Annotated in this window: 23 protein-coding genes and 1 tRNA gene; 10 read left to right on the top strand and 14 right to left on the bottom strand. The window is 65.2% G+C overall.

Annotation, left to right across the window (positions count from 1 at the left end):
* Positions 1-196: 196 nt before the first annotated feature.
* Positions 197-769 carry a hypothetical protein gene (locus ACQR1W_RS11240; protein WP_434850825.1) on the top strand — a complete coding sequence of 191 codons (573 nt, stop codon included), beginning with the start codon at positions 197-199 and terminating at the stop codon, positions 767-769.
* A 52-nt stretch (positions 770-821) separates the two neighbouring features.
* Here ACQR1W_RS11240 and ACQR1W_RS11235 read toward each other — a convergent pair whose 3' ends face one another.
* Positions 822-1,622 carry a HesA/MoeB/ThiF family protein gene (locus ACQR1W_RS11235; protein WP_434850824.1) on the bottom strand — a complete coding sequence of 267 codons (801 nt, stop codon included), beginning with the start codon at positions 1,620-1,622 and terminating at the stop codon, positions 822-824.
* Between the two features lie 123 nt (positions 1,623-1,745).
* On the opposite strand from ACQR1W_RS11235, the gene ACQR1W_RS11230 reads away from it, so the two are divergent.
* Together ACQR1W_RS11230 and ACQR1W_RS11225 are read left to right on the top strand one after the other, a co-directional pair.
* Positions 1,746-3,110, top strand: coding sequence for a serine protease (locus ACQR1W_RS11230; RefSeq protein WP_434850823.1), 1,365 nt, complete (start codon positions 1,746-1,748; stop codon positions 3,108-3,110).
* A 502-nt stretch (positions 3,111-3,612) separates the two neighbouring features.
* Entirely contained in the window at positions 3,613-4,398 is a 786-nt protein-coding gene (locus tag ACQR1W_RS11225; protein ID WP_434850822.1) for an AAA family ATPase, read from the top strand.
* A 138-nt stretch (positions 4,399-4,536) separates the two neighbouring features.
* Here ACQR1W_RS11225 and ACQR1W_RS11220 read toward each other — a convergent pair whose 3' ends face one another.
* Together ACQR1W_RS11220 and mutM are read right to left on the bottom strand one after the other, a co-directional pair.
* Positions 4,537-4,788 carry a hypothetical protein gene (locus ACQR1W_RS11220; protein WP_434850821.1) on the bottom strand — a complete coding sequence of 84 codons (252 nt, stop codon included), beginning with the start codon at positions 4,786-4,788 and terminating at the stop codon, positions 4,537-4,539.
* 104 nt (positions 4,789-4,892) lie between these two features.
* On the bottom strand, positions 4,893-5,774 hold the full coding sequence (gene mutM, locus ACQR1W_RS11215) for a bifunctional DNA-formamidopyrimidine glycosylase/DNA-(apurinic or apyrimidinic site) lyase (protein WP_434850820.1): 882 nt from the start codon (positions 5,772-5,774) through the stop codon (positions 4,893-4,895).
* Positions 5,775-5,865: 91 nt separating this feature from the next.
* Here mutM and ubiE point away from each other — a divergent pair, with 91 nt between their 5' ends.
* The 6 genes from ubiE (at position 5,866) to tsaE (ending at position 14,376) form a co-directional block, all read left to right on the top strand.
* A complete protein-coding gene (ubiE, locus tag ACQR1W_RS11210) occupies positions 5,866-6,627 on the top strand; it encodes a bifunctional demethylmenaquinone methyltransferase/2-methoxy-6-polyprenyl-1,4-benzoquinol methylase UbiE (protein WP_434850819.1) in 762 nt (253 codons plus the stop codon).
* Entirely contained in the window at positions 6,624-8,201 is a 1,578-nt protein-coding gene (gene ubiB / locus ACQR1W_RS11205; RefSeq protein ID WP_008969672.1) for a 2-polyprenylphenol 6-hydroxylase, read from the top strand. Before ubiE ends, ubiB begins: the two co-directional genes overlap by 4 nt.
* A 71-nt stretch (positions 8,202-8,272) precedes the next feature.
* The gene (gene coaBC / locus ACQR1W_RS11200; RefSeq protein WP_434850818.1) at positions 8,273-9,703 is read left to right on the top strand and encodes a bifunctional phosphopantothenoylcysteine decarboxylase/phosphopantothenate--cysteine ligase CoaBC; all 1,431 of its coding nucleotides are present in this window, start codon (positions 8,273-8,275) and stop codon (positions 9,701-9,703) included.
* A complete protein-coding gene (gene dut / locus ACQR1W_RS11195; RefSeq protein WP_434850817.1) occupies positions 9,700-10,158 on the top strand; it encodes a dUTP diphosphatase in 459 nt (152 codons plus the stop codon). Before coaBC ends, dut begins: the two co-directional genes overlap by 4 nt.
* 190 nt (positions 10,159-10,348) lie before the next feature.
* On the top strand, positions 10,349-12,856 hold the full coding sequence (locus ACQR1W_RS11190; RefSeq protein ID WP_434850816.1) for a PAS-domain containing protein: 2,508 nt from the start codon (positions 10,349-10,351) through the stop codon (positions 12,854-12,856).
* Positions 12,853-14,376 carry a tRNA (adenosine(37)-N6)-threonylcarbamoyltransferase complex ATPase subunit type 1 TsaE gene (gene tsaE / locus ACQR1W_RS11185; protein ID WP_434850815.1) on the top strand — a complete coding sequence of 508 codons (1,524 nt, stop codon included), beginning with the start codon at positions 12,853-12,855 and terminating at the stop codon, positions 14,374-14,376. Before ACQR1W_RS11190 ends, tsaE begins: the two co-directional genes overlap by 4 nt.
* 1 nt (position 14,377) lies before the next feature.
* Here tsaE and folD read toward each other — a convergent pair whose 3' ends face one another.
* Genes folD through ACQR1W_RS11170 form a run of 3 tightly spaced genes read right to left on the bottom strand, consistent with a single transcriptional unit; the run spans position 14,378 to position 15,908 of the window.
* Positions 14,378-15,262 carry a bifunctional methylenetetrahydrofolate dehydrogenase/methenyltetrahydrofolate cyclohydrolase FolD gene (gene folD, locus ACQR1W_RS11180; protein WP_434850814.1) on the bottom strand — a complete coding sequence of 295 codons (885 nt, stop codon included), beginning with the start codon at positions 15,260-15,262 and terminating at the stop codon, positions 14,378-14,380.
* 15 nt (positions 15,263-15,277) lie between these two features.
* Complete coding sequence (locus ACQR1W_RS11175; protein ID WP_434851147.1) at positions 15,278-15,643, bottom strand: DUF167 domain-containing protein; 366 nt, start codon at positions 15,641-15,643, stop codon at positions 15,278-15,280.
* The gene (locus tag ACQR1W_RS11170; protein ID WP_008969679.1) at positions 15,618-15,908 is read right to left on the bottom strand and encodes a YggT family protein; all 291 of its coding nucleotides are present in this window, start codon (positions 15,906-15,908) and stop codon (positions 15,618-15,620) included. The genes ACQR1W_RS11175 and ACQR1W_RS11170 overlap by 26 nt, the downstream gene beginning before the upstream one ends.
* Before the next feature lie 255 nt (positions 15,909-16,163).
* Here ACQR1W_RS11170 and ACQR1W_RS11165 point away from each other — a divergent pair.
* Positions 16,164-16,239 (top strand) — tRNA-Ala (locus ACQR1W_RS11165).
* Positions 16,240-16,500: 261 nt separating this feature from the next.
* Here ACQR1W_RS11165 and ACQR1W_RS11160 read toward each other — a convergent pair.
* From ACQR1W_RS11160 to ACQR1W_RS11125, 8 genes are all read right to left on the bottom strand, one after another.
* Complete coding sequence (locus ACQR1W_RS11160) at positions 16,501-17,259, bottom strand: glutamine amidotransferase (RefSeq protein WP_434851146.1); 759 nt, start codon at positions 17,257-17,259, stop codon at positions 16,501-16,503.
* A gap of 132 nt (positions 17,260-17,391) precedes the next feature.
* Entirely contained in the window at positions 17,392-18,171 is a 780-nt protein-coding gene (locus tag ACQR1W_RS11155) for an SDR family NAD(P)-dependent oxidoreductase (RefSeq protein ID WP_035981737.1), read from the bottom strand.
* 207 nt (positions 18,172-18,378) lie between these two features.
* Positions 18,379-18,864 (bottom strand): TerB family tellurite resistance protein, encoded by a 486-nt coding sequence (locus ACQR1W_RS11150; RefSeq protein WP_434850813.1) that lies wholly within the window; start codon positions 18,862-18,864, stop codon positions 18,379-18,381.
* 280 nt (positions 18,865-19,144) lie between these two features.
* Positions 19,145-20,554, bottom strand: coding sequence for an adenylate/guanylate cyclase domain-containing protein (locus ACQR1W_RS11145; protein WP_434850812.1), 1,410 nt, complete (start codon positions 20,552-20,554; stop codon positions 19,145-19,147).
* A 138-nt stretch (positions 20,555-20,692) separates the two neighbouring features.
* Positions 20,693-22,075, bottom strand: coding sequence for a cytochrome P450 (locus ACQR1W_RS11140; RefSeq protein WP_434850811.1), 1,383 nt, complete (start codon positions 22,073-22,075; stop codon positions 20,693-20,695).
* Between the two features lie 63 nt (positions 22,076-22,138).
* Positions 22,139-23,506 carry a hydrolase gene (locus ACQR1W_RS11135; protein ID WP_434850810.1) on the bottom strand — a complete coding sequence of 456 codons (1,368 nt, stop codon included), beginning with the start codon at positions 23,504-23,506 and terminating at the stop codon, positions 22,139-22,141.
* A 179-nt stretch (positions 23,507-23,685) separates the two neighbouring features.
* The gene (locus ACQR1W_RS11130; protein WP_434850809.1) at positions 23,686-23,901 is read right to left on the bottom strand and encodes a cysteine rich repeat-containing protein; all 216 of its coding nucleotides are present in this window, start codon (positions 23,899-23,901) and stop codon (positions 23,686-23,688) included.
* 210 nt (positions 23,902-24,111) lie between these two features.
* Complete coding sequence (locus ACQR1W_RS11125) at positions 24,112-24,390, bottom strand: hypothetical protein (RefSeq protein ID WP_434850808.1); 279 nt, start codon at positions 24,388-24,390, stop codon at positions 24,112-24,114.
* Between the last annotated feature and the right edge of the window lie 26 nt (positions 24,391-24,416).

The raw sequence follows: 24,416 nt of genomic DNA, 5'->3' as shown, positions 1-24,416 counted from the left end.
GGCTCGCTGAGTAAGCTCATGGCAGTTTTGACACCGACATTCGCAAACGCGGCTTCGAAAACGCAGCGAATGTCGGCGTCGGACCACCAGGAGCGAATTGGCGGGTCGCGGGGTAGGAATTCAAATCGACCGGCACCGGGCAAAAGGCTCCCATTGCGCCTTTGCTGTCCGGCAATTCTTGCATGAAGGGAAGACCATGATCGACGCCGTCGGCTCTGCAACCTCGCGCACCAATCTCCGCTCGGCCAGCCAGGGCGCCAATGATGGCGATTTCGGCAGCGCGCTTTCCTCAGGCACGGATCAGCCGCCTGCGACGACTTCGGATGTTTCCCCCTCCGACAAGGCCGCGCCAACGGTCCTCGGCTCGGGCTTGAGCCTGTTGTTTGCCAGCCCGCAGGAAGAACAGGCTTTCGCGAGCAACCTCTCGCGACGCCTTCGGGAGGCCGGCGTGGACACCTCACACGCCATCAATCTGACGGTCGGGGCCGATGGCGAAGTCAAAGCCGAGACCGGCACCAAGGATGCGGACAAGATCGATGCCGTCTTCGCCGCTGATCCTGCGCTTGCAAACGAGTATCGGAAGATCTCCAATACGGAGCTCTCCAACGCCATCGGCAAGCAAATCGCCAACTACATGAAGACGAACTCCAACGGCCACGACGCGATATGGCAGGCTTACGCGAACAACATCGCGACCATCAAGGGTGCGGCGGGCGAGCTGTCGTTGAATGGCGGCACGCTGCAGGCGGCAGTGGATCTGAGCGCGTGAGGTGCAGCGCGGCCGATCTGCATCTCGGCGCCATGTTGGACCGAAGAGCCAGTCAGCGATGCGCGCTCAGATCGGCGATCACCGGACCATCGCCGTTGAGCGGGTTGCTTGGATCGCGGCCGTAGCGCAACGTCTCGAAGCGCATGGTGCGCGCATCCAACATCAGGAGCCGTCCGACCAGGCCCTCGCCGAAGCCGACGATCTCGCGAATGGCTTCCAGCGCCATCATCGAGCCCAACACGCCGGCCAGCGCGCCCATGACGCCTGCCTCGGCGCAGGCCGGCACTGTGCCGGGCGGCGGCGGCTCTGGGAACAGACAACGATAAGTCGGATTGAAAACACCTTGCGCATTGGTCTCGTGTGCACGGATCGTCGTCAGCGAGGCATCGAAGGTGCCGAGCGCGCCCGTGATCAAGGGCTTCTTGGTCAGGAAGCAGGCGTCCGACACCAGATAGCGCGTTTCGAAATTGTCGGAGCCATCGAGCACGAGATCATAGCCACCGATCAGATCGAGCGCGTTGTCGGCGTTGAGCCAGGTGCGATGCGCAACGACATCGACATGCGGATTGAGCGCAGTGATCCGCTCGGCGGCGCTCTCGATTTTCGGCCGGCCGATGTCGGGCGTCGCATGGATCACCTGGCGTTGCAGGTTGGAGAGCGAGACGACGTCGTCATCGACGACGCCGAGCGTGCCGACCCCGGCGGCGGCGAGATACATCAAGGCCGGCGCACCGAGCCCGCCGGCGCCGATCACCAGCACCGAGGCCCGCTTCAGCGCGGCCTGCCCGGGCCCGCCAACGTCGCGCAGAACGATGTGGCGGGCATAGCGCTCAAGTTCTTCCTCGCTCAGCATCGTCTGACCAGTCCCTCGCAGAATCCAGAACGGCGCGCCCTTCACGTGCCTGAACCCAGGCTCGATTCGACCGACCAAGCAGATGTGGCTGGATTTCGCCGCCGCAAGAGCTTGGGATTTGTCATGAGACTGCTGGGCTGGGCAACATCGATCTCCGCAACCGTGCTGCTCTGCGGCGCGCCGGCGCTGGCGCAGATGACCCCGCCAGCTTCCACAGGCGCCAAGCCCAAGACGGTCGCGACCGTGCCGGTGCGACCTGCGGTGCAGGCGCCGGCCGGTACCGCCAATGCGATGGCCCAGGCCGAACGGCTCGCGCTGCAATCCGATCTTGCCTGGGTCGGGCAATACAACGGCGCAATCACCGGCGAGGCCAGTGATCGCATGGTCAATGCGGTCAAGGAGTATCAGAAGCTGAAAGGCGGCAAGCCGACCGGTTTGCTCAATCCGCAGGAACGCAGCGTGCTCGCGGATAGCGCGCGGCGCAAACAGGAGAGCGTCGGCTGGAAAATCGTCACCGAGCCTGTGACGGGTGCACGTGTCGGAATTCCGACCAAGCTGGTGCCCCAGCAGGCCAGTGACGCCAATGGATCCAAATGGAATTCGCCGACCGGAACCGTGCAAATCGTCCTTGCGCGGCGCAAGGAGGCGAATCCGACCACGGCAGCGCTGGCCGAGCGCGAGAAGACGGAGCCGGCCGGACGCACGGTCGACTACACGGCGGTGAAGCCGGATTTCTTCGTGCTCTCAGGCCAGCAGGGCCAGCAGAAGTTCTACATCCGCGGCACCTCCAAGGGCGACGAGGTGCGCATTCTCACCATCCTCTACGACCAGACGATGGAGACCACGGTCGGGCCGGTGGTGATCGCGATGTCGAGCGCATTCAACGCGTTCCCCACACCCACTGCATCGCCTCCGCCGCGGCGTATGGTCGACTATGGCACCGGCGTCGTAGTCAGCGCGGATGGTGCCGTCGTCACCGACCGCGAGATCACCGATGGGTGTCTGGCGATCACGATCGCGGGCATCGGCCATGCCGACCGCGTGGCCGAGGACAAGGAGCACGGCCTGGCGCTGTTGCGCGTCTATGGCGCGCGCGGGCTGATGCCGCTCAATCTTGCCCCCGGCAGCGCCAAATCCAGCCTGGACATTATCGGCATCGTCGATCCGCAAAGTCAGGGCGGAGGCGCGGCGGTCAGCAGCATCAAGGCCCAGGTGGCCTCCGCCGGAGACGGCGAGGCTCCGCTGGCGCCTGCGTTGGGGCTCGGCTTTTCCGGCGCAGCAGCGCTCGATGCCAACGGCAAATTCGCCGGCCTTGCGCTTACGAAACAGACGACGGTCGCCGGCGCGACGACGGTTCCGAACCCGCAGGCCGTCCTGGTGCCTGGCGAGATCGTGCGCGCCTTCCTCACCGGCAACGGCGTCAGCATCGATGGCAAGTCATCGGACGCCAGGGCCGCCACCCTGCGGGTGATCTGCGTGCGAAAATAGCCCGCGACCGGGCCCGACGCGCACGACGCTGTTGGCGCCGGAACGCTGGCTCGGAGCGCCTCAATCACCGGTTGTGATCTACTCAAACCGGCACGCCGGATGGGCTCCGTTTACCCAAAATTAAGCAAGTCATTTTACAAAAAATTAGGAAGCTCTTGGCGTTGCGGAGCCTGTAGCCAGCGAAGACCAGATCATCGCGGCACGGCTTTTAAGGTCCCGAGCGCCCGATCGGCGGCGCGTTAAGCCGTTGGACCCCGACGCACCTTGCTATCAACTCAGAACGAGTCCTGCCGTAGTCAACCGGAATGTGAAGACATCACCGAGGCATGACATAGTTCGGTCAGTTTTGTTGGCGTGCTGATTCGGACCACCGCGATTCCAATTTCCTTTGGATCGGACCGGGACCGTCCTGAGCGAGAATAGCTCCGCATCGCGAGTTGCGCGGTGCAACTCAGCTGGCGTTCCCATCAAGTTCCGTCAACATCCGAAGGACTGTCTCCCGATGTATACGATCGTTCTGGCCACCCAGAAAGGCGGCAGCGGCAAGAGCACGCTGGCCATGGGCCTCGCCGTGGCCGCTCAAGAGGCCGGACACAATGTGCGCGTGATCGAGACCGACCGTCAGGGCACGTTGTCGAAATGGCAGGCCAGGCGCCATCAGGCCGAGCCCATCGTCGAAGCCGTGTACGACGCCAAGATGATCGAACAGCGCCTGGAGGCGCTCGCGCGCGGGGGTGTGACGGTCTGTATCATCGATACCGCAAGCGGCATCAACGCGGCGACGACGGCTGCGATCCGCCATTGCGATCTCTGCCTGATCCCGACCCGCCCGAGCGTCGCCGACATCGAAGCCACCGCACCGACATTGAGCGTGGTGCGCGCCTGGCGCAAAGCGTTTGCCTTCGTGCTCAACCAGACGCCGATCCGCGGCGGCCATCGCGTCAGCGACGCCACCACGGCGCTCGACAATGACGCTCCGCGCGACATCGCCGAAGTGTTGGCACAGCCCTTCATCATGATGCGCAACGACCATCAGGATGCGCTTGCTGCCGGCCTCGGCGTCAACGAATTCGCGCCCGACGGCAAATGCGCGCAGGAAATCCGCAGCCTGTGGCGCTGGACCCTCGGCAAGGTCGCCGGCGATCAGGTGGTGCAGGAGGCGAACGAGCTGATGGAGGTCCAATTCCCCATCCTGCTTCGGCCGACGGTCGAGGAGCATGAAGCCACCGCGGCGCGCGCCTATCCCACCTGGGCCGACAGCAACATCACCTGGGACACCGGTTTATAGGATCACCTTCGCAGGGACCTCTCACGCGCGTCGCGTGAGACACGGGCAGCCCCGGCCCAGAACGGGCGCTCCCTTCTGGCACTTCAGATCCCGGAAGGTCGAGCGTCCGTTCTGGGTTAATTTTGCAGCTGCGGCGCATTAGCGATCGTCGAACAGCCATAGGCGTAAGGCGCGGGGCAAGAGGTCGATGCCACGCGAATCGATCAGGCGGATACGATCCGCCTGCGAGGGCTCACGCGCGTAGCGCAAAAGAAACAGCGCCATCATCGCGAGCCAGAGTCCCCAAAGACCATATTGGAGCGCTCGCCCCACGCCGGGAAAACCTGTTCCCAACGCGAGCACGATGATGAATGCGACAAAGACCAGCCATGCCGTCGGTCGAGCGCTCATAGCAACCTCCGCTTGACAGACCTGCAGGAGGATCTAGGCGCGGCGCAAGGAGATTCAATCGGCGCCCGGGCGACGAAGCCTGCGCGTCACCCATCCGGAATTCGTTACTTCTGGCACTTCGGGCACCAGAAGGTCGAGCGTCCGTTCTGGGTGAATCGCTTGACCACGCCGTCACAACCCCTGGTGCGACAGGGCTGGCCTTCCCGATCATAGACCTGGAACGAATGCTGGAAGTAGCCGAGCTCGCCGCTCGTCTGGCGATGGTCGCGCAATGACGATCCGCCGGCCTTGATCGCCTCGTTCAGCACCGCATGGATCGCCTCGACCAGTTTCCCGGCGCGTTCGGTGGGCTCGGCTTTCTTCGTCGCCAGTGTCGCGGCGAGCCGCCGCGGCGACAGCTGCGCGCGAAACAGCGCCTCGCAGACATAGATATTGCCCAGACCCGCCACCACCCGCTGGTCGAGCAGGGCGGCCTTCAGGCTGGTCTTCTTGTTGGCGCACGACCGCGCCAGCATCGCCGCATCGAATTCGTTGCCGAGCGGCTCGGGCCCGAGGTCCTTCAGGAGCGGCTCGCCGTCCAACGCGTTGCGCGGAATCACCTTCATGTAGCCGAAGCGGCGCGGATCGTTGAACACGATGTCGGCCCCGGACGACATGCGAAACATGACGTGGTCGTGGCTCTCGTCCTTGCCGCGCGGATGATGAAATTCACCTGGCGTCGTCGCGTCATCCGGCTTGAGCACGCGAAACGAGCCGGACATGCCGAGATGCATCAAGAGCACGTCGCCGGAGCCGAGATCGGCCAGCAGATATTTGGCGCGGCGGCCTAGTCCCGTCACGGTTTGGCCGGTCAGGCGCGCGACGAAATCCTTCTGGAACGGAAACCGCAAATCCTTGCGCCTGGTCTCCGCAACCACGATCCTTGCCCCCTCCATCACCGGCTGCAGGCCGCGGCGGACCGTTTCGACTTCGGGCAGTTCAGGCAATCAATTCACCTCTGTCGCCATTCACCTTATCGAAGTGACGTGATAGCGCCATTGTAACGGGCACGCTATGGTCCCGTATCGGAGTAGGGTGATGGATCGGCCGGACCAAACCACGCATTTCGGCTTCAGGGATGTGCCCCTGGGCGAGAAGCAGACGTTGGTAAACGACGTATTTCACAGCGTGGCGTCCCGCTACGACCTGATGAACGACCTGATGTCGGGCGGACTGCACCGGGTCTGGAAGGACATCATGATCAACGCGCTGAGCCCGCCGAAGGGCGATCAGCCGTTCGCGCTGCTCGATGTCGCCGGCGGCACCGGCGACATCTCATTCCGGGCAGCCAAAACCGCGGGCCCGGGCTTCCACGCCACCGTCTGCGACATCAATACCGACATGCTCGAGGTCGGACGCCAGCGCGCGCTCAAGCAATATCTCGAGGACAAGGTCTCCTTCGTCGAGGGCAATGCGGAGGCGCTTGCCTTCCCGGACCGCTCGTTCGACGCCTATACGATCGCCTTCGGCATCCGCAACGTGCCGCAGATCGATCTCGCTCTGCGCGAAGCCTATCGCGTCCTGAAGCATGGCGGCCGCTTCCTCTGCCTGGAGTTCTCGACCGTCCAGGTGCCCGGCCTCGACCGGCTCTATGACCTGTTCTCCTTCAACGTGATCCCGCAGCTCGGCCGCGCGGTGACCGGTGATGCCGAGTCCTACCGCTATCTGGTCGAGTCGATCCGCAAGTTTCCAAACCCCAGCCTGTTTGGTGAGATGATCTCCAACGCAGGCTTCTCCCGCGTCTCCTGGCGGATCCTCTCCGGCGGCATCGTCGCGCTCCATTCCGGTTGGCGTTTGTGATCTCTGCATCTGTCCACATCCTGCGGCTCACCCGGGCCGCCTTCGTCTTCGCGCGCGAGGGCGTGTTCGGCGTGGTCGATCCGGTCCTGGTCGCGCCACCTGGTCAATGGGCGCTGAAGCTCGCCCGCCTGGTCGAGCGGCACGGTGCCAAATCCGGCCCGCGGCTGTCGCGGGCGCTGGAGCGCATGGGCCCGGCCTATCTGAAGCTCGGCCAATTCCTGGCAACCCGACCCGACGTCGTCGGCGTGGTCCTGGCGCGCGACCTGGAAGCGCTGCAGGACCGGCTGCCGCCGTTTTCGCAGATCGAAGCGGAAGTGGTGATCGCGACCGCGCTCGAGCGCCCGATTCACCAGGTGTTCTGCCAATTCGGCCCGCCGGTTGCCGCGGCGTCGATCGCACAGGTTCACCGCGGTGAGGTCGAACGCGACGGCATCCGCACGCCGGTCGCGGTCAAGGTGCTCAGGCCCAATGTCGCCTCGCGCTTCCGCCGCGACCTCGCCGACTTCTTCTTCGTCGCCGAGAAGGCCGAGGCGCATTCGCCCGAAGCGCGCCGGCTCCGGCTGATCGAGGTCATCAACACCATGTCGCGCTCGGTCGCGATGGAAATGGATCTCCGCCTCGAAGCGGCCGCGCTCTCTGAGATGGCGGAGAACACCAAAGACGACCCGGACTTCCGTGTACCGACCGTCGACTGGGACCGCACCGCGCACAACGTGCTCACGATGGAATGGATCGACGGCATTGCGCTGAACGACCGGGCGCGGCTGGAGGCGGCCGGTGTCGATCTGCCTGATCTGGGCCGCAAGGTGATCCAGAGCTTTCTCCGCCATGCGCTGCGCGACGGCTTCTTCCATGCCGATATGCATCCCGGCAACCTGTTCCTCGACAAGGAAGGCCGGCTGGTCGCGGTCGATTTCGGCATCATGGGCCGGCTCGGCCTGAAGGAGCGGCGCTTCCTCGCCGAGATCCTGCTCGGCTTCATCACCCGCGACTATCGCCGCGTGGCCGAGGTGCATTTCGAAGCCGGCTATGTGCCGCCACACCATTCGGTGGAGAATTTCGCGCAAGCCATCCGTGCTATCGGTGAGCCGATCCACAATCGCACCGCCGAAGAGATCTCGATGGCCAAGCTGCTCACGCTGCTGCTCGAGGTCACTGGCCTGTTCGACATGCGCACCCGGCCGGAGCTCATCCTGCTGCAGAAGACCATGGTCGTGGTCGAAGGCGTCGCACGCGGATTCGACCCCAGGCTCGACATCTGGAAAGTCGCCGACCCCGTGGTACGCGAATGGATCGAGCGCAATCTCGGGCCGATCGGCCGCATCCAGAGCGCGGCCTCCGGGGTCGGCGATCTGGCGCGGCTGGCATCGACGTTGCCGGAGCTGGCCTACCGTGCCGCCTCGGTGCTGGAGCATTTCGAGATCATGACCCGCGACGGCCTGCGGCTCTCACCGGAGTCGATCGCCGCCATGGGCCGCACCGAGGGCAAGAAGAGCCGCTGGCGCGCCATCGCGCTGTGGATCATCGCCGCCACGTTCATCGGGATTCTGATCGCAGTGCTCAGACTGGCCTAGCGCAATGATTGCAATGCAATCACAATGTGATAGCATTGCAATCATAAGCATGGTGCTTCCGGGAGGCCGCGATGGCCAGCCTGACCATCCGCAAGCTCGATGACGCGCTAAAAGCCTATCTTCGGCTGCGCTCGGCGCAGAATGGCCGCTCGGTCGAGGAAGAGGTTCGCGTGATCCTGCGCGGCCTGATCGAACCGGTCGATCCGGCCGAACAACGCGCCACTCCGACGCCGTCAGATCCCCCGGAACCTGCGCCGGCCGCCCTGCCCGGCGCCGCGCGAGAGCCTCGCATCACCCTGATCATCGGCGGCGGCATCGCCGCGTACAAATCGCTCGACCTGATCCGGCGGCTGAAGGAGCGGCACATCAAGGTCCGCTGCGTGCTGACCAAGGCCGCGACGCAATTCATCACCGAATTGTCGGCCAGCGCGCTGTCCGGCGAGCGCGTGTTCACCGACCTGTTCGATCCCCGCAGCGAATTCGATGCCGGCCACATCCGCCTTGCGCGCGACTGCGACCTGATCGTGGTGGCACCGGCAACCGCCGACCTGATGTCCAAGATCGCACATGGCACGGCCGACGATCTCGCCAGCGCGATCCTGCTTGCGGCGAGCCGACCGATCCTGCTCGCGCCGGCCATGAACCCGATGATGTGGAGCAATCCGGCGACGCGACGCAATGCAGCGGCGCTGCAGCGTGACGGCATCCATATGGTCGGGCCGAATGCGGGCGAGATGGCGGAAGCGGGCGAGGCCGGTGTCGGCCGCATGGCCGAACCGCTGGAGATCGCCGATGTCGTCATGCGCATGCTGAGGCCGGGCGCGCCGCGACCGCTGGCCGGCAAGCGCGTGCTGGTCACCGCAGGCCCAACCCACGAGCCCATCGATCCGGTGCGCTACATCGCCAACCGTTCCTCCGGCAAGCAGGGCTACGCGATCGCTGCCGCCGCCCAGACTGCCGGCGCCGATGTGCGGCTGATTTCAGGGCCGGTGGAAATCGATGCGCCGAAGGGCGTGACGGTGACGCATGTCGAGTCCGCGCGACAGATGCTGCAGGCGGTGGAGGCCGTGCTGCCGGCCGATGTTGCGATCTTCGCGGCCGCCGTGGCCGACTGGCGTGTGGCGAACGAAGGCGGCCAGAAGCTGAAAAAGACCGCCGCCGCGATGCCGCCGCTGCAGCTGGTCGAGAATCCCGACATTCTTGCCACCATCTCCCACCTGACGGAGAACCGGCCACCGCTCGTGGTCGGCTTCGCTGCCGAGACCGAACATCTGATCGAGAATGCAAGAGCGAAGCTCGCGCGCAAGGGCTGCGACTGGATCGTCGCCAATGACGTGTCGCCGGCGACCGGCGTGATGGGCGGCGATCGCAACACCGTGCACCTCTTGACCCGCGACGGCGCCGGCATCCATGTTGACTCCTGGCCGATCATGACCAAGGACGAGGTCGCAACCGCATTGGTTGCCGAGATCGCCAAAGCCGTAGGAACCACGCCGCCGTGAACAGCACCATCGCCATTGATGTCGAAATCCTGCCGCATGGCGAAGGTCTGATGCTGCCGACCTATCAGACCGCGCATGCCGCGGGCCTCGACCTGCTGGCTGCGGTTCCCGATGCCGAGCCGCTTGTGCTCGCGGCTGGCCGCCACGCGATGGTGCCGACCGGACTCCGCATCGCGTTGCCGGAAGGCTATGAGGCGCAGGTGCGGCCGCGCTCGGGGCTCGCCGCACGCCATGGCGTCACCGTGCTGAATTCACCAGGCACGGTCGATGCCGATTATCGCGGCGAGATCTGCGTGCTCCTGATCAATCATGGCGAGGAGCCGTTCACGATTCGCCGCGGCGAGCGGATCGCGCAAATGGTGATCGCGCAGGTCGCGCGCGCCGAGCTCGTCGTTGCGGCATCGCTGTCGACGACCGCGCGCGGGCACGGCGGCTTCGGCTCGACGGGCCGTTAATCCACGGGCATTGCGCGCAATTTCGTTTGTCCACAAACACATGCGCCGCATTTTCCTCAGGCCATATTGCCGTTCACGGTCTGGACTCTTACCGCTGGAGTCCCGAAGCGGGTATTGTTGATTGATTCGCGAAACGGCGCGATCGACGCGATCGGCGCCGCGCGGAATTTCGTGCGGTTTTGGGGCAAAGATGTCAGGCGTGATCGTGGTGATGCGTCGGACGCTGCTGTCGTGCACGTCTCTCGCGCGCGTCGGGCCCTTGGGCCTGGCAGCGGCCGCGCTTGCGTCGGCCGAGCCAGCCTTGGCCGGCGACGGCATGCCGATCGACGTCGTCGCAAACCTCGTCGAGCTGAGCCGGCAGGACGCTGCGGTGGTCGCAGCGGCGCTGGCGCTGCTCGGCTTCTCCGTGGTTGCCGCAATCGCGTTGGTGCGCACGCGAATCCACGCCGGGCGGAAAGAAGCGCGGCTGCGCGCCGACATCGCCCAGCTGCAGCTGCGGGCTGACCGCTACCGCGCATTGCTGTTTGCCGAGCCTCAGATCCTGATCTCATGGCCGGCCGGCGGCCATCGTCCGCAGATTTCCGGAGACACCTCGCTGCTGGTCCCGCCCGACCAGCCGCAACGCATTCTCGCTTTCGGCACCTGGCTGCCGGCCGAGCCGGCGCTCGAGCTCGACCGCGCCGTCGATTCGCTGCGTGAGATCGGCGAGAGCTTCCTGGTGCAGCTGACCACCACGCACGGCCACGTGGTCGAAGTGATGGGTCGCGCGATCGGCGGCCAGGCGATCGTGCGCATCCGTGAGCTCGCCGGGCTGCGCCGCGAATTCGCCGAGACGCAGCTCCGGCTCAAGGCGCTGTTCGAAGAGACCGAGCTGCTCCGCGGTCTGGCCGCAGCCCTGCCCTGGCCGGTCTGGGCCAAGCAGGCCGGTGGCGCCCTGCTCTATGCCAATCCGGCCTATGCGCGCGCCATCGAGGCCAAAGACGTTCTCGATGCGATCAACCGCAACCTCGAACTGCTCGACAGCGACGATCGTGCCGAGATGCAGCGGGCGCTCGGAAGCTCCGGCAGCTTCGGCGCACGGCTGCCGATCGTCACCGGCGGCGAGCGGCGCATCTACGACGTCCGCGCCTTTACGCTTCCCGGCGGCAACGCCGGCATCGCGGTCGATGCCAGCGAGGCGGAGGAGCTGCGCGCGGCGCTGGTGCGCATGGCGGATGCACACCGGCGCACGCTCGACCAGCTCTCGTCCGGAGTCGCGGTCTTCGACGGCCAGCGGCGGCTCGCCTTCTACAACGATTCCTATCGCCGGCTATGGGATCTCGAGACCAGCTTCCTCGACAGCCAGCCGGACGATTCCAATGTGCTCGACCGGCTGCGCGCCGCCCGCAAGCTGCCGGAACAGGCCGACTTTCGCGCCTGGAAGGCCAAGCTGCACGAAGCCTATCGCGCCGTCGAGACCGCCAAGGATACCTGGTTCCTGCCCAACGGCCGCGCACTCTCCGTCGTCACCACACCCAACCCCGAAGGCGGGGTCACCTACCTGTTCGACGATGTCACCGAGAGCTTCGATCTCGCCCGCCGCTATGACGGCCTGATCCGGGTTCAGCGCGAAACGTTGGACAGCCTCGCCGAGGGCGTCGCCGTGTTCGGCAGCAACGGCCGCATCGAGCTGTTCAATCCGGCCTTCGCCAAGATGTGGCGGCTCGCGGCCGAAGCCTTGCGCGAGCGGCCGCATATCGACACCGTGGAAGCCTGGTGCCGGCCGCTCTATGACGACGTCACCGACTGGCGCAGCCTGCGCGAGGCCGTCACCGGTATCGAGAACCGCCGCGACCTGACGCTGAAGCTCGAGCGCAAGGACGGCAGCGTGCTGGACTGCATGAGCCGGCCCTTGCCGGACGGCGCCACCATGCTAACCTTCCAGGACATTACCGATACGGAGAATGTCGAGCGTGCGCTCCGCGAGAGCAACGACGCGCTGGAAGCCGCCGGCCAGATGAAGATCGACTTCGTGCACCACGTCTCCTACGAGCTGCGCGCGCCGCTGACCACGATCATCGGCTTCGCGCATTTCCTCTCCGATCCCTCGACCGGGCCGCTGACGCCGAAGCAGGCCGAATATCTCGACTACGTCACCAAATCGACCAACGCACTGCTGGCGCTGACCAACAACATTCTTGATCTTGCCACCATCGATGCCGGCGCCATGAAACTGGAGCTCGGCCCGGTCGACGCGGCGAAGGCGATCGACGCCGCCGCCGAGGGCGTGCAGGACCGGCTCGCCACTGACCGCATCCGCCTCAAGGTCGAGGTCGCTCCCGATGTCGGCTCCTTCATCGGCGACGAACGCCGCGTGGTGCAAGTGCTCTACAATCTGCTCGCCAACGCGGTCGGCTTCTCGCCACCTGACACACTGGTGGTCGTCAGCGCACGGCGCACCGACCACAGTGTCAGCTTCGCGGTGACGGATTCCGGTCCCGGCATTCCGCCCGAGGTGAAGGACAGGGTGTTCGAATGGTTCGAAAGCCATTCGCAGGGCTCGCGCCATCGCGGCGCCGGCCTCGGGCTGTCGCTGGTGCGCTCCTTCGTCGAGTTGCATGGCGGCAAGGTGCGGATGGATTCGGTGGTCGGCAAGGGCACCACGGTGACCTGCGATTTCCCGACCGACCAGATCGCGCAGCGTAACGCCGCGGAATGATGGACAGGACCACATTCACCGTTGCGCTGGCGGACGAGACCGCGACCGCGAGCCTGATGGCCGATCTCGCGCTCCTGATCGGCCCGGGCGATCTGATCACCCTCTCCGGCGACCTCGGGGCCGGCAAGACCGCCGCTGCGCGGGCGATGATCCGCTATCTCGCCGGCGACGGCGAGCTCGAGGTGCCGAGCCCGACTTTCACCCTGGCACAAAGCTACGACCTGCCGTCATTTGCGCTCGTTCATGCGGATCTCTACCGGATCAGCGATCCGTCCGAACTCGAGGAGATCGGGCTGGCGCCGCTGCCCGAGGCCACGGTGGTGCTGATCGAATGGCCGGAGCGGGCCAACGGCAGCTTGCCGCGAGAGCGAATCGACATCGCCTTCCGCCATGACAGCACCAAGGGCGACACCGCACGCAGCGCTGAGATTACAGGCTACGGCAAGTCCGCCGCGATCGTCGCCCGCCTGCAGGCGCTGCGGCAATTCCTTACCGAAGCCGGCCACACCCAGTCGCGACGCCAGCGCATGGCCGGGGACGCATCGATCCGTTCCTATGCGCGGCTGTTCAAGGGCGAGCGCGCCTTCATCCTGATGAATTCGCCGAAACGGCCCGACGGTCCTGCGATCTATGACGGCAAGTCCTACAGCGCCGCCGTGCATCTGGCCGAAGACGTCCGTCCCTTCGTCGCGATCGCCGGGAGCTTGCGCGCGCGCGGCATCTCCGCGCCCAGGATCAACGATGCCGATCTCGAGCATGGTTTTCTGATCACCGAGGATCTCGGCAATGACGGCGTCGTCGCGGGCGCGCCGCCGCAGCCGATCCTCGAACGCTACGAGGCTGCGACTGATCTCCTGGCGAAGCTGCACGGCGAGGACACGCCGGGCGTGCTGCCACTGGCGCCGCAGGTCACCTACACGATTCCGATCTTCGACATCGAGGCCATGCTGATCGAGATCGGCTTGATGCTGGAATGGTATCTGCCCGACCGCGACGTGCAGCCGTCAGACGATTTACGTTCCGCCTTCATGACGATGTGGCGGGAGCGTCTCGCAGAGCCGCTTGCGGCCAAGCGGACCTGGGTGCTGCGCGACTATCACTCGCCCAATCTGCTGTGGCTAGCGAGCCGCGAAGGCACGGCAAGGGTCGGCGTCATCGATTTCCAGGACGCGACGATGGGGCCTGCGGCCTATGACCTCGTGTCGCTGCTGCAGGACGCACGTGTCGATGTGCCGGAGCAGATCGAGCAGGTCCTGCTGGCGCGCTATATCGCCGCGCGCGAGGCCGCTGACGAGAGCTTCGATGCACAGACGTTCCGCGCGCACTACGCGGTCATGTCGGCGCAACGCAACACCCGCCTGCTTGGCACCTTCGCCCGGCTCAACCGCCGCGACGGCAAGCCGCATTATCTGAAGCACCAGCCGCGGATCTGGACCTATCTCTCCCGCGCGCTCGCGCATCCCGCGCTGTCGCCGCTGCGTGACTGGTACGCGGCCAACGTGCCGCCGCCGCTGTCCTGAGCTACACCGCCGGCGCCGGCAGTCCGGCGATGGCGCAGGCCGCGCGCAGCGTATTGACCAGCAGGCAGGTGACCGTCATCGGGCCGACACCGCCCGGCACTGGCGTGATCGCACCGGCAACTTCAGAGACTTCGGCGAATGCGACGTCACCGACTAGCCTGGTCTTGCCCTCGGCTGTCGGAATCCGGTTGATGCCGACGTCAATCACCGTCGCACCCGGCTTGATCCAGTCGCGCTTGACCATCTCGGGGCGGCCGACCGCGGCATAGACCAGGTCGGCGCGCGCGGTGATTTCAGGCAGATTGCGGGAACGCGAATGCGCGATGGTCACCGTGGCATTCTCGTTGAGCAGCAATTGCACCAGCGGCCGGCCGACCAAATTGGAGCGGCCGATCACGACGGCGTTCATGCCTTCAAGTGACGCGTGCACGGTTTTGCTCAGGATGATGCAACCGAGCGGCGTGCATGGCGACAGCGCGGACAAGCCGCCGGCCAGCCGGCCGGCATTGTGCGGATGCAGACCGTCGACATCCTTGGCCGGATCGATCGCATTGACGATGGCTTCCGTCACCAATCCCTTCGGCAGCGGCAGCTGCACCAGGATGCCGTGCACGGCGGGATCGCGGTTGAGCTTGCCGATCAGCGCCAGCAGCGCATCCTGCGACACGTCGGCAGGCAGCTTGTGCTCGAACGAGGCCATGCCGGCGGCCTGGGTCTGCGTGTGCTTGCTGCGGACGTAGACCTCGCTCGCCGGGTCGTTACCGACCAGCACCACGGCAAGGCCCGGCGTCAGGCCATGGTCGCGCTTGACGCGTTCGACCTCGCCCGCCACCCGCGCGCGCAGATCCGCGGCAATCGCCTTTCCGTCAATGATCTGCGCGGCCATGTCCCGATCCTTTGCTCATCTGCTCTTGGTCGGCTTATTCACTGACGTGAGCCCGCGCAAGACTTGTTCGAGATGAGTCGGATCGCCCTCGATTGCCACCTGCTTCAGCCGCGAGGTCGCCCCCGACGTCAGCCGCACTGCCGCTTTGGGCACACCGAGCGATTTCGCCAGCAATTCGGTGACGGCGCGATTGGCCTCGCCTCCGTCGGCCACCGCGCGCACCCGCACCTTCAGCACGGCTCGGCCATCGGAGAGGAGCTCGACGCCGTCGATCGCGTCGCGACCGCCGCGCGGCGTGACCCGCAGCGCCAACCTCAGTCCGCCGGCGGCCGCGCGCCAGGGAACAGGCGAAGGATCAGAAGACGACGGGGTAGATGTAATAGGTGATCACCCGCTGGAGGAACATGATGATCAGGATCACGATGATTGGCGAGATGTCGAGCCCGCCGAGGTTCGGCAGCATGGAACGGATCGGCGCCAACACCGGCTCGGTGATTCGGTACAGGAACTCGGCGACCGCCGCCACGAACTGGTTGCGCGTATTGACGACGTTGAAGGCGATCAGCCAGGACAGGATGGCCGACGCGATCAAGAGCCAGACATAGAGATCCAGAACGATCAGAATGATGTCGAGAACGGCACGCATGCGGGATGACTCGGGGGCTCGGTCGCGGATTCGACCTTGGTTGAGGCTAGATATCGGTTCCGCCCTGCACAAACAAGGGAAGCCGCCCGTCAAGGATAATGAGCGATGTGACGTTCTTGACTTGCCCGGGGCTCGGACTGTAAATGGCCCGACTTGCCGGTCGCCATCCCAATCATCTGCAGCGACCGACATATGATCCGGACATTGCTCGCGGTTTTCGGCTGGCGGTGTCCCGGTCAATCATGACAAGCTCATGGGGCCATAGCTCAGCTGGGAGAGCGCATCGTTCGCAATGATGAGGTCGGCGGTTCGATCCCGCCTGGCTCCACCAGCCTTCGCTGGCTTCGCCAGCTTCGGCTCGGCAAGCCTTTCGTAGCGAAGGCTGTCGCGCCGTAGCCCACCGGGCGAAGGCGGACCTAAGCTGCACAATCGGATCGCAGGCAGCTCCACCGGAGTAGGCTACGCGTGGCACGGCCACGCAAGAGCCTGAAGGGCGAAGCGTGGTGCCCGGCGAAGCCCAACGGGCGAAGACGGGCTGCTGGTTGAACTCCTAAGAGATTTGGCGGGACGCGCGAACGCTGCCGCACGCTCCCTACTCCGCTGCCTCCGCCATCATTTGCATCGGCTCGCGCTTGAGCCACCCCTCGATGAAGTGCGTCAGCCAGGCTCGCTCGGCGAGGTCGTGCACGGCGCGGCCTTCGAAATGGTGATGCCGCGGCCGCGCACCCGGGGTGGCCAGCCGGTCATGACCGCGCGTGGTCCAGCGGCACATCATGGCGTAGGTCACATCGGGATGAAACTGGAGGCCGAAGGCATTGTCGTAGCGGAACGCCTGGATCGGGAAATCATCGCCCTCGGCCAGCAGCTCGGCGCCTGACGGAAGCCCAAAGCCTTCGCGATGCCAATGATAGACGTGGTCCGGCCAATGCGGGCACAGCTTGCGGCCGATCCGCGTCGGCCGGATCGGATAATAGCCGATTTCGGCGCGACCTTGCGGATGCGGCGCCACGCGCGCTCCGCATTGCTTCGCCAGCATCTGCGCCCCCAGGCAGATGCCGAGGAACGGCCGCTGCTCGCGAAGCGGTATTTCGATCCAGTCGATCTCGCGGCGGACGAACTCATCCGGGTCGTTCGCGCTCATCGGACCGCCGAAAATGACGGCACCCGCGTGCCCATCCAAGGTCTCCGGCAAGGCATCGCCGAAGCGGGGCCGGCGGATATCCAGCGCATGGCCGAGCGCGCGCAGCGCGTTGCCGACCCGACCAGGACTTGAGCTTTCCTGATGGAGAACCACGAGGACCGGCCGCTTCGGCACACGTGCGGTGCCTGAGGTCGGGAAAAGCTGCCGAATGTCGGCCTGGGCGGCCCCGTTCGGCCGGAGCGAAGGGTTTTGCCTGAGCACCACCTGTTGATCGTAGCTAAGCAGAGGTTAATGGCGCGTGAGCAAGCGCATTTTTTAAAGCAAACCCCGGGCCAGACCGGATCAACTTCGCTTTAGCTGCAGGCGACCGACCGCCGCCAGGATGAAGCCGCGCGGGAACCAGCGCAGCATGAAGGGCACGATCTTGATGCCGATGCCGGGCAGGACCACGCGCTTGTCCGCCATCAGTCCGCGATAGGCGGCTTCCGCCACCGCCCGAGGCGGGACGTTGAGGATCGCCGAATCGATCCCAGGCGTGAAGCCGGCGCGGGCCTGGAATTCCGACGGCACCGGGCCCGGACAGAGCACGGTGACGCGGACACCTTGGCGGCTCAGCTCCTGGCGCAGCGCCTCCGTGAAGGAAATCACATAGGCCTTGGAGGCGTAATACACGGCCATCCCCGGCCCCGGCAGGTAGCCTGCAACAGAGCCGACATTGAGAATGCCGCCGCGATTCCTGATCAATTGATCGGCAAAGCGTAGCGACAGGTCGGTGAGCGCGCGGATGTTGACGGCGATCATGTCGAGCTGCTCGGTGCGGTCGAGCTGGATCGCCTTGCCGAACAGACCGAAGCCGGCATTGTTGACGAGGTGATCAAGCTCGACGCCTGCGGCCGCCAAGCTTGCAGCAATGTGGTCGCCCGCGTCCCGCGCGGTGAGATCGCAGGGAATGATGATCGGCGCCGGTCCACCCTTGGCGGTGATCTCGCGCGCCAGTGCCGCAAGCCGGTCCTCGCGCCGCGCCGTCAGAGCGAGCCGGTGCCCGTTCGCGGCGAAGACGCGGGCCAATTCGGCGCCGATGCCTGCGGAGGCGCCGGTCACGAGGGTCACACGTTCACTCACGACATAAAGCTCTTAGATCAAATTTCGGACATCATCTCCCGAGCAGAAAGAGCATAGGCGAGAGGGAACATGCAAGCCACTCGGAACCGCCTGCGGCGGTCCCGAACAGGAGGTTAATGCCTGTAATTCTACGGGCTTAGCAGGTCCGCCCGAATCGAAGTCACATTAAACTTTATCCATGAACAGCTGCGGCGCTTGGCCTCGGGGCTAAGGCGCGGTCGATTTTTCCGAGGACGCATCCGACTGTCTGGCGACCACGCGTTGCTTCAAATCGATGCGGTCGCGCGAGGAGATGCCGAGCAGTTCGGAGGCGCGCCACACCACATTGTCCTCGAACTCCGTTACCTTGCCATCGGCATAGACGAGCTCCCACATCATCTCGACGATGCGCAGCCGCCCGGCTTCATCGAGCTCCCGCATGATGACGCTGGTGAAGCGGTAGAGATCGACGGCCTCGCCCTCGGCCAGCATGGCCGAGCTGATCAGCCGGTCGGCCGTTCCCGGATCGAGCCCGAAACGTAATTCGATCAGGCTGTGCAGCTTGCGCTTTTCAAGCGCGCTCGGCTGGCCGTCGAGCGAGATGACGTGAATCAACAGCGCGGTCGCGGCGAGCTGGTAGCTATCGTCGTCGAAGGCCGGCGTCTCATGCGGCGAGACCACATCGGCAATGAATTGGCGCAGTCCTTCCAGCATGGGTGCTCGTGCTCTTTGGTCTCGCTGTCGCGGCGACCGCCGGAATGGCGACGCTCTTTCCAATATGCGTTGACCCCATGGCGCAGGCAATCCGCTGCGACCTTTCGACCGCATGACATTTCGGTAAGTGTCTGGAGAACTGATGCCGGCCCGCCACTGCGTCGCACCGTGACACCCACGCGCGCGACAATGGCTTTGCGATTTGCACAGAGCGGTGAACTCAGCGTACCGAAGATACCACCAGATCCCGGTTCGACTGCTGCCGCGCTGGCGTGGCGTATCACGGAATCTCGTACACCATCATCTTGTCGGCGATGCCGCGCAGTGCGGCGCGCTTCTGGATCGGCGTGATATGCGCTTTCTCCAGAATGTCGACGACGCCGGGCGCCTCGATCACCGGCGCGGTCAGATGAATCTCCTGCGCGGTCGACAGGCTCTGCACACGTGCGGCGATGTTCACCGTCTGGCCGAAATAATCCTGACGGTCGTTCAGCATCACCGCCAGGCACGGCCCCTCATGGATGCCGATCTTGACCACGAGATCCTCGGTACCGCGCTCCCGATTGAGCTTTTCCATCGCCGCGCGCATCCGCAAGCCCGCGGACAGCGCGTTCTCCGGCCGGATGAATGTCGCCATCACGGCGTCGCCGATCGTCTTCACGACCGCGCCCTTTTCCGAATTGATGATCTCGAGCAGCGCGCGGAAATGCGCCCGCACCAGATCGAAGGCGGCGAGATCGCCGACGCGCTCATAGAGCGCCGTGGAGCTCTTCAGATCCGTGAACAGGAAGGTCAGCGAGGTGATCTTCAAGCGCTGATCGATGTTGAGCTGATCGGCCTTGAACACGTCGCGGAAGGTCTGGTTCGACAGCATCCGCTTGGCGGTCAGGAACGGCTTGCGCCTGCCGATCAGGTGATGCAGCGCGTCGGCCGCGACCATCACGGTCGGCAGCACGCGCAGGCCCGCTTTGTTGTCCAGCGTGAGCTGTAGTGGTCCGGGGCGCAGCACCGTGGTCTCCACCGCAGACCGCGCGCCGTCATATTTCAATGCAAGCTCCTGCACCTCCCCGGTCGGCTCGCCCTGCACGTCGATAAAGCGTGCGGCATGCGTCACCGGCTCGAACACGATGATGAATTGCGGCGGCAGATCGAGCGAGACGGTTGCGTGGTCGCCCGCCGGCAGCTCACGCGCGTCGAGCACGACCTCGTCGGACAGCGAGGCCATCGATGCCTCGTCGAAGTCGACGCCCGAGCTCCAGAACACCTGCTTGAAATAGTCCCAGATCGGCAGCGAATGCGGATCATGCGCCGCGATCCGCCGCACACGCGGGCTGACGGTGAAGGCCGCCTCGACCTGCTGGTCGACGGTCGCCTCATAGCCGCACGCGCACAGGCCGCAATGATACTCGTCCGAGCGCAGCGATTTCAGCGTGCCGTGGGCGTCGAGCACGCCGCCGCAGCCCGGACACAGCACGTTCCAGGTCAGGTCGAACAGGCCGGCCCGGGCCGCATGGATGAAGCCCGAGATCACGCGCTCCTCGTCGAGCCCGGTGCGCTTGGAGAAATCGAGCGCATTGATGCGATTGAGCTCGTGGTCGGCACCGCCGTCGATCAGCTGTGCGATCGCGTCGGCCACGCAGGGATCGGTGGATTCCTTGAGAGCTGAAAACTGGATTGCCGTGGCGTTCATGGATCAACCAACATCTATCTTGCGCGCAGACATATGGGCATGCACGCGTCGGAAAGCGAGAGAAGCATACCTCCGTTGCCCCGTGATGTAACCGCGTCACCCTCTCGATCACATGACACGACGGGTCAAGCCACCCGTTTAACGGGGGATGATCCGGAACGCCGGCGAACGGTCCGGCTGCGTCGTCACCACGCCGACCGGCGTCACCGGCGCCTTGTCCAACAGCTCGATCCGGAACGCGCCGACGAGCCGCGACAGCGCAAGCACCGCCTCGGTCAGCGCGAAATGCGCGCCGATACAGACCCGCGGGCCGGCGCCGAACGGCAGATAGGCGAACCGCTCGGGCGGCGGCGCATCCGGCAGGAAGCGCTCCGGCAGGAACGCATTCGGCGCCTGCCACAGCTTCTCATGCCGGTGCAGGAGCCAAGGCGAGATCATGATGACGTCGCCGCGCCTGACCGGCAAACCCGCGATGACATCCGCCCCCAACGCCGCACGCGCGATCAGGAAGGCCGGCGGATAAAGCCTGAGCGCTTCGTCGATGACAGCGCGGGTGAACGGCAGGCGCTCCGGATCTTTGGTCGCGGCGGCCTCCCTCGCCTCCAGCGCCAGCTTCTCCTGCGTGACCGGATCGAGCGCGAGCAGATAGAGCGCCCAGAACAAAGCGGTGGCGGTGGTCTCATGTCCGGCGAGGATCATGGTCGCAACTTCGTCGGCTAGCTGCGCGTCGGTGAACGCAGCCCCGGTCTCGGGATCGCGTGCTGCGCCCATGAGGTCGAACAGGTCGCGCGGCGGCGCGTCCTCGCGCTTGCCGGCCGCCCGCCGCTCCGCCATCAGCATCGCGATGAAACCTGTCCAGCGCTTGCGGAAACGGCTCCGTGCAAAATCGCGCGGCGTCGGCCAGGACACCGGCAGCACGATATCGAGCAGATGCGGGCTGGCCAGCCGCGCGCCATATTCGAACACGAAGTCGCGCAAGGTGGTGCCGTGTCGGCCCATCTCGAACGAGAACATGGTGCGCCCGGCGATATCGAGCGTCATGTGCTGCATGATCTCGCGCAGATCCAACGGTCTGTTGCACTCGCCTTTGAGCCGCGCCACGGTGTCGTCGATCACATCCGCCATCAGCGGGATCAGGTTCGAGACCGCCCGCGGCGTGAAGGCCGGCGCCAGCGTACGGCGCTGATGTTTCCAGGCCTTGCCCTCGGCGATCAGGACACCTTCGCCGAGTACCGGCCGCAACACACGGATGCCGGCGGCCGTGCGGGTGTAGTTCTCGTAATTGTCGATGAGCACATGTTTGATCGCATCGGGCGCGTTGAGGGTGAAGCTGGACCGGCCGAAGAAGCGGCCGCGCAGGATGTCTTCCTCGTAGGCCCGCTGGCCCCAGGTCGCGATGGCGTTTTCGCCCATCTTCAGAACGCGGCGCAGCACGCCCATGCTGTCCGGCGCCCGCGGCGGCATTGGCGGCACCAGCGGCGAACGCGCACGAGGGAGATAATGGACGTCGGCGATGCTCATTGGTGACCTCACAATCAGCCCCGCAGCTCAAGGTCGATTGGGACCACCCCCAGCTCCCCAGAGCTATGTCGTCAGCTCGATCACCGCAATCCTGCCCTCGGATGCCGGCCAAAGCCGGGCAGCGATACGCTCTTCGTTGAACTGGCCGATGACGGTACGCCCGATCTCCCCGGCAGCCAGCCGTAACGTGGTTGCTGCGTCGGTGGGCACGCCCTTCTGCACGTCCGTGGGCTCCTTGGCGTCGAGCAGCACGATATCGCGCGGCAGGCCGAAGTAGCCGCGCGGCCGCGACATGATGAGAATGGCACCTGCTCCGGCGTCAGCAGGCCCGATCGGACGCGCGGCCCGCAGATGCACGACCTCCGACGAGCGCGGGAAAGGCGAGCGATAGAAATGCGTGGTCGGCGCGCCGGCGGAGGTCAGCACCATCTCGAGCCAGGATGCCGAATCCACCTCCGCAGGCCCCCAGCGCCCATCGGCCGCAGTTTGCCCGCGATACACTATCTCGCCGATGCGCGCGCCGGTGTCAGGCGACACACGGTAGACCTCGACCATCGCCTCGGAAACCGGGCGATTTGTTGGCACCCCGCCGGGCGTGCCGGTCACCAGGCCGCTGAGCCGGACCTGCTTCTCAGGCATGATCGCGATGCGCTCGGGCTCCCGACCGGCGATGAACTTGTAGATCTCGCGGAAGGCGCGCGGATGGAACGCCACTTCGCGATGATCGAGCGCACCGAGCACGAGATTGGTCGCGCCCTTCAACCCCGGACCTTCGGCGGTTATCCCGGTCGGCACGCCGGGTTTGCCGATCAGGCGGCCGTCGGGTTGCGCGTATTTGTCCAAGCCGTCGCTGCGCAAGGTCAGGAACGCGGTGCCTTCAGTCACTTCGGTGTCACCGGCATTCAACCCGCGCAGGAACGCGCCGCGGCCGTTGAATTCGCTGCCGGGATTGTCGTCGGTATCGAAGACGCCGTGATTGGGTGTCCCGCACAACACGGCGTGGCTGACGTCGGCGCCGCCGCCATTCTTGACCACGTTGCGGATCGCGTTGCCGCCACGGGAACTGCCGACCAAAGCGACACGGGGCGCACCGGTTTCGCTCTTCAGCGCCTTGATGGCGTAGGCAAGTTCGCGGCGCTGATCATCGGTCGAGGACCGGTTCGTCTGGGCCACGGCGTCGTCATTGCGCGCCAAAGGATCGGTGAAGTTCATCGCTGCCATTCGGCCGCGGGCCACGCCGTTTGATTCCATCCGCCACAGTGTCGTCATCCACAATGCGGCGTGATCGCCATTGCCGTGAACGAACAGCACCGGCGGAATCTCGCCACCCGGAGTTGCCAGCGCCTGCGCAAATGCTGCAACGGAGAACGTGCTCGAGAGCAGCGGCAGGCTGCCGAGGCCTTGCAAGAGAGTGCGTCGCGTCAGGCTCATTGGCGTCTCCCCATGGATTGATTGCGCGCGCGGCTCCGCGCGTAGGCCGCTCCCCGAACGGGTCCGAAGAGCGGTGCCTGCCGCTTGGTGTATTTCTCTGCGCTTTGCCGACGGGCCGATCAACAGGCCCGGAGATCACATCGCAGCCAAGCCGGCCTCTTCGGTAAGACCGACCGCACTCACTGCCCATGCTCGGTCATGATCTTGTCGCAGGCCTTGGACAGCCGCGCCCGGTGCTCCTTCAGGCAGGCGAGCACGGCCTGGTCGCCGTTGCCCATCACCGATCGGCAGAATCGCGAGACGTCCCGCGCGCAGGCGTCGTGGCCGACCTGCTGCTGCGCGGATGCCGCGGAGGCCAGCACGACGAAGGAAATGCTGAGAAGAATTCTGCCCATGGTGACCCCTCACTCCCGATGCTTGCTTGTTCCACGCGTTCTAAATAGGACCGGAACCGGCTGCAAGCGGGGGACGATCGACCGGGAACCGGACTTTGATACCTCTCGATCATGATGCGATTAGAAGGAGTCGCATCATGATCTCATCTCTTTGATTGAGCATGATCTTTTTGGAAAACCGGTTTCCATTTTTCCGGATCATGCTCTCACTCACTCGGCGTCACCAGCCCTGCCCGGCCTCCGGCCGACCTCGCGGTCGAGCACGGCGCGGCAGCCGGCGGTCAGGTCGGAGCGATGCTTGATCATGCAGGCCGTAACGGCGGGAATGTTCGGGATCTCGCTGCTGCAAAGACGGAAGGCGTCGCCGCTGCACATCTGCTGCGCCTCGGCGCTGAAGGCGAAACTCTGCCGCGGGGCAAACATCGTCACGGCCGCCACGCAGGCGGTTGCAATGACGACCTGACGCAGGGTCAAGACGGAGACGGTCATGGTCGGTTCCCTCATGCCATCGTGGC

The sequence above is a fragment of the Bradyrhizobium sp. HKCCYLS1011 genome (genome assembly GCF_051167795.1).
In the GTDB taxonomy this organism is placed as follows: domain Bacteria; phylum Pseudomonadota; class Alphaproteobacteria; order Rhizobiales; family Xanthobacteraceae; genus Bradyrhizobium.
This window is presented reverse-complemented; position numbering and strand designations above follow the sequence as displayed.

What these genes read in the sequence shown, in the direction of transcription:
- ACQR1W_RS11240 (WP_434850825.1), top strand. Translation starts at nt 197, where the DNA reads ATGATCGACGCCGTCGGCTCTGCAACCTCGCGCACCAATCTCCGCTCG.
- ACQR1W_RS11235 (WP_434850824.1), bottom strand. Translation starts at nt 1,622, where the DNA reads ATGCTGAGCGAGGAAGAACTTGAGCGCTATGCCCGCCACATCGTTCTG.
- ACQR1W_RS11230 (WP_434850823.1), top strand. Translation starts at nt 1,746, where the DNA reads ATGAGACTGCTGGGCTGGGCAACATCGATCTCCGCAACCGTGCTGCTC.
- ACQR1W_RS11225 (WP_434850822.1), top strand. Translation starts at nt 3,613, where the DNA reads ATGTATACGATCGTTCTGGCCACCCAGAAAGGCGGCAGCGGCAAGAGC.
- ACQR1W_RS11220 (WP_434850821.1), bottom strand. Translation starts at nt 4,788, where the DNA reads ATGAGCGCTCGACCGACGGCATGGCTGGTCTTTGTCGCATTCATCATC.
- ubiE (WP_434850819.1), top strand. Translation starts at nt 5,866, where the DNA reads ATGGATCGGCCGGACCAAACCACGCATTTCGGCTTCAGGGATGTGCCC.
- coaBC (WP_434850818.1), top strand. Translation starts at nt 8,273, where the DNA reads ATGGCCAGCCTGACCATCCGCAAGCTCGATGACGCGCTAAAAGCCTAT.
- ACQR1W_RS11190 (WP_434850816.1), top strand. Translation starts at nt 10,349, where the DNA reads ATGTCAGGCGTGATCGTGGTGATGCGTCGGACGCTGCTGTCGTGCACG.
- tsaE (WP_434850815.1), top strand. Translation starts at nt 12,853, where the DNA reads ATGATGGACAGGACCACATTCACCGTTGCGCTGGCGGACGAGACCGCG.
- folD (WP_434850814.1), bottom strand. Translation starts at nt 15,262, where the DNA reads ATGGCCGCGCAGATCATTGACGGAAAGGCGATTGCCGCGGATCTGCGC.
- ACQR1W_RS11170 (WP_008969679.1), bottom strand. Translation starts at nt 15,908, where the DNA reads ATGCGTGCCGTTCTCGACATCATTCTGATCGTTCTGGATCTCTATGTC.
- ACQR1W_RS11150 (WP_434850813.1), bottom strand. Translation starts at nt 18,864, where the DNA reads ATGCTGGAAGGACTGCGCCAATTCATTGCCGATGTGGTCTCGCCGCAT.
- ACQR1W_RS11145 (WP_434850812.1), bottom strand. Translation starts at nt 20,554, where the DNA reads ATGAACGCCACGGCAATCCAGTTTTCAGCTCTCAAGGAATCCACCGAT.
- ACQR1W_RS11140 (WP_434850811.1), bottom strand. Translation starts at nt 22,075, where the DNA reads ATGAGCATCGCCGACGTCCATTATCTCCCTCGTGCGCGTTCGCCGCTG.
- ACQR1W_RS11135 (WP_434850810.1), bottom strand. Translation starts at nt 23,506, where the DNA reads ATGAGCCTGACGCGACGCACTCTCTTGCAAGGCCTCGGCAGCCTGCCG.
- ACQR1W_RS11130 (WP_434850809.1), bottom strand. Translation starts at nt 23,901, where the DNA reads ATGGGCAGAATTCTTCTCAGCATTTCCTTCGTCGTGCTGGCCTCCGCG.
- ACQR1W_RS11125 (WP_434850808.1), bottom strand. Translation starts at nt 24,390, where the DNA reads ATGACCGTCTCCGTCTTGACCCTGCGTCAGGTCGTCATTGCAACCGCC.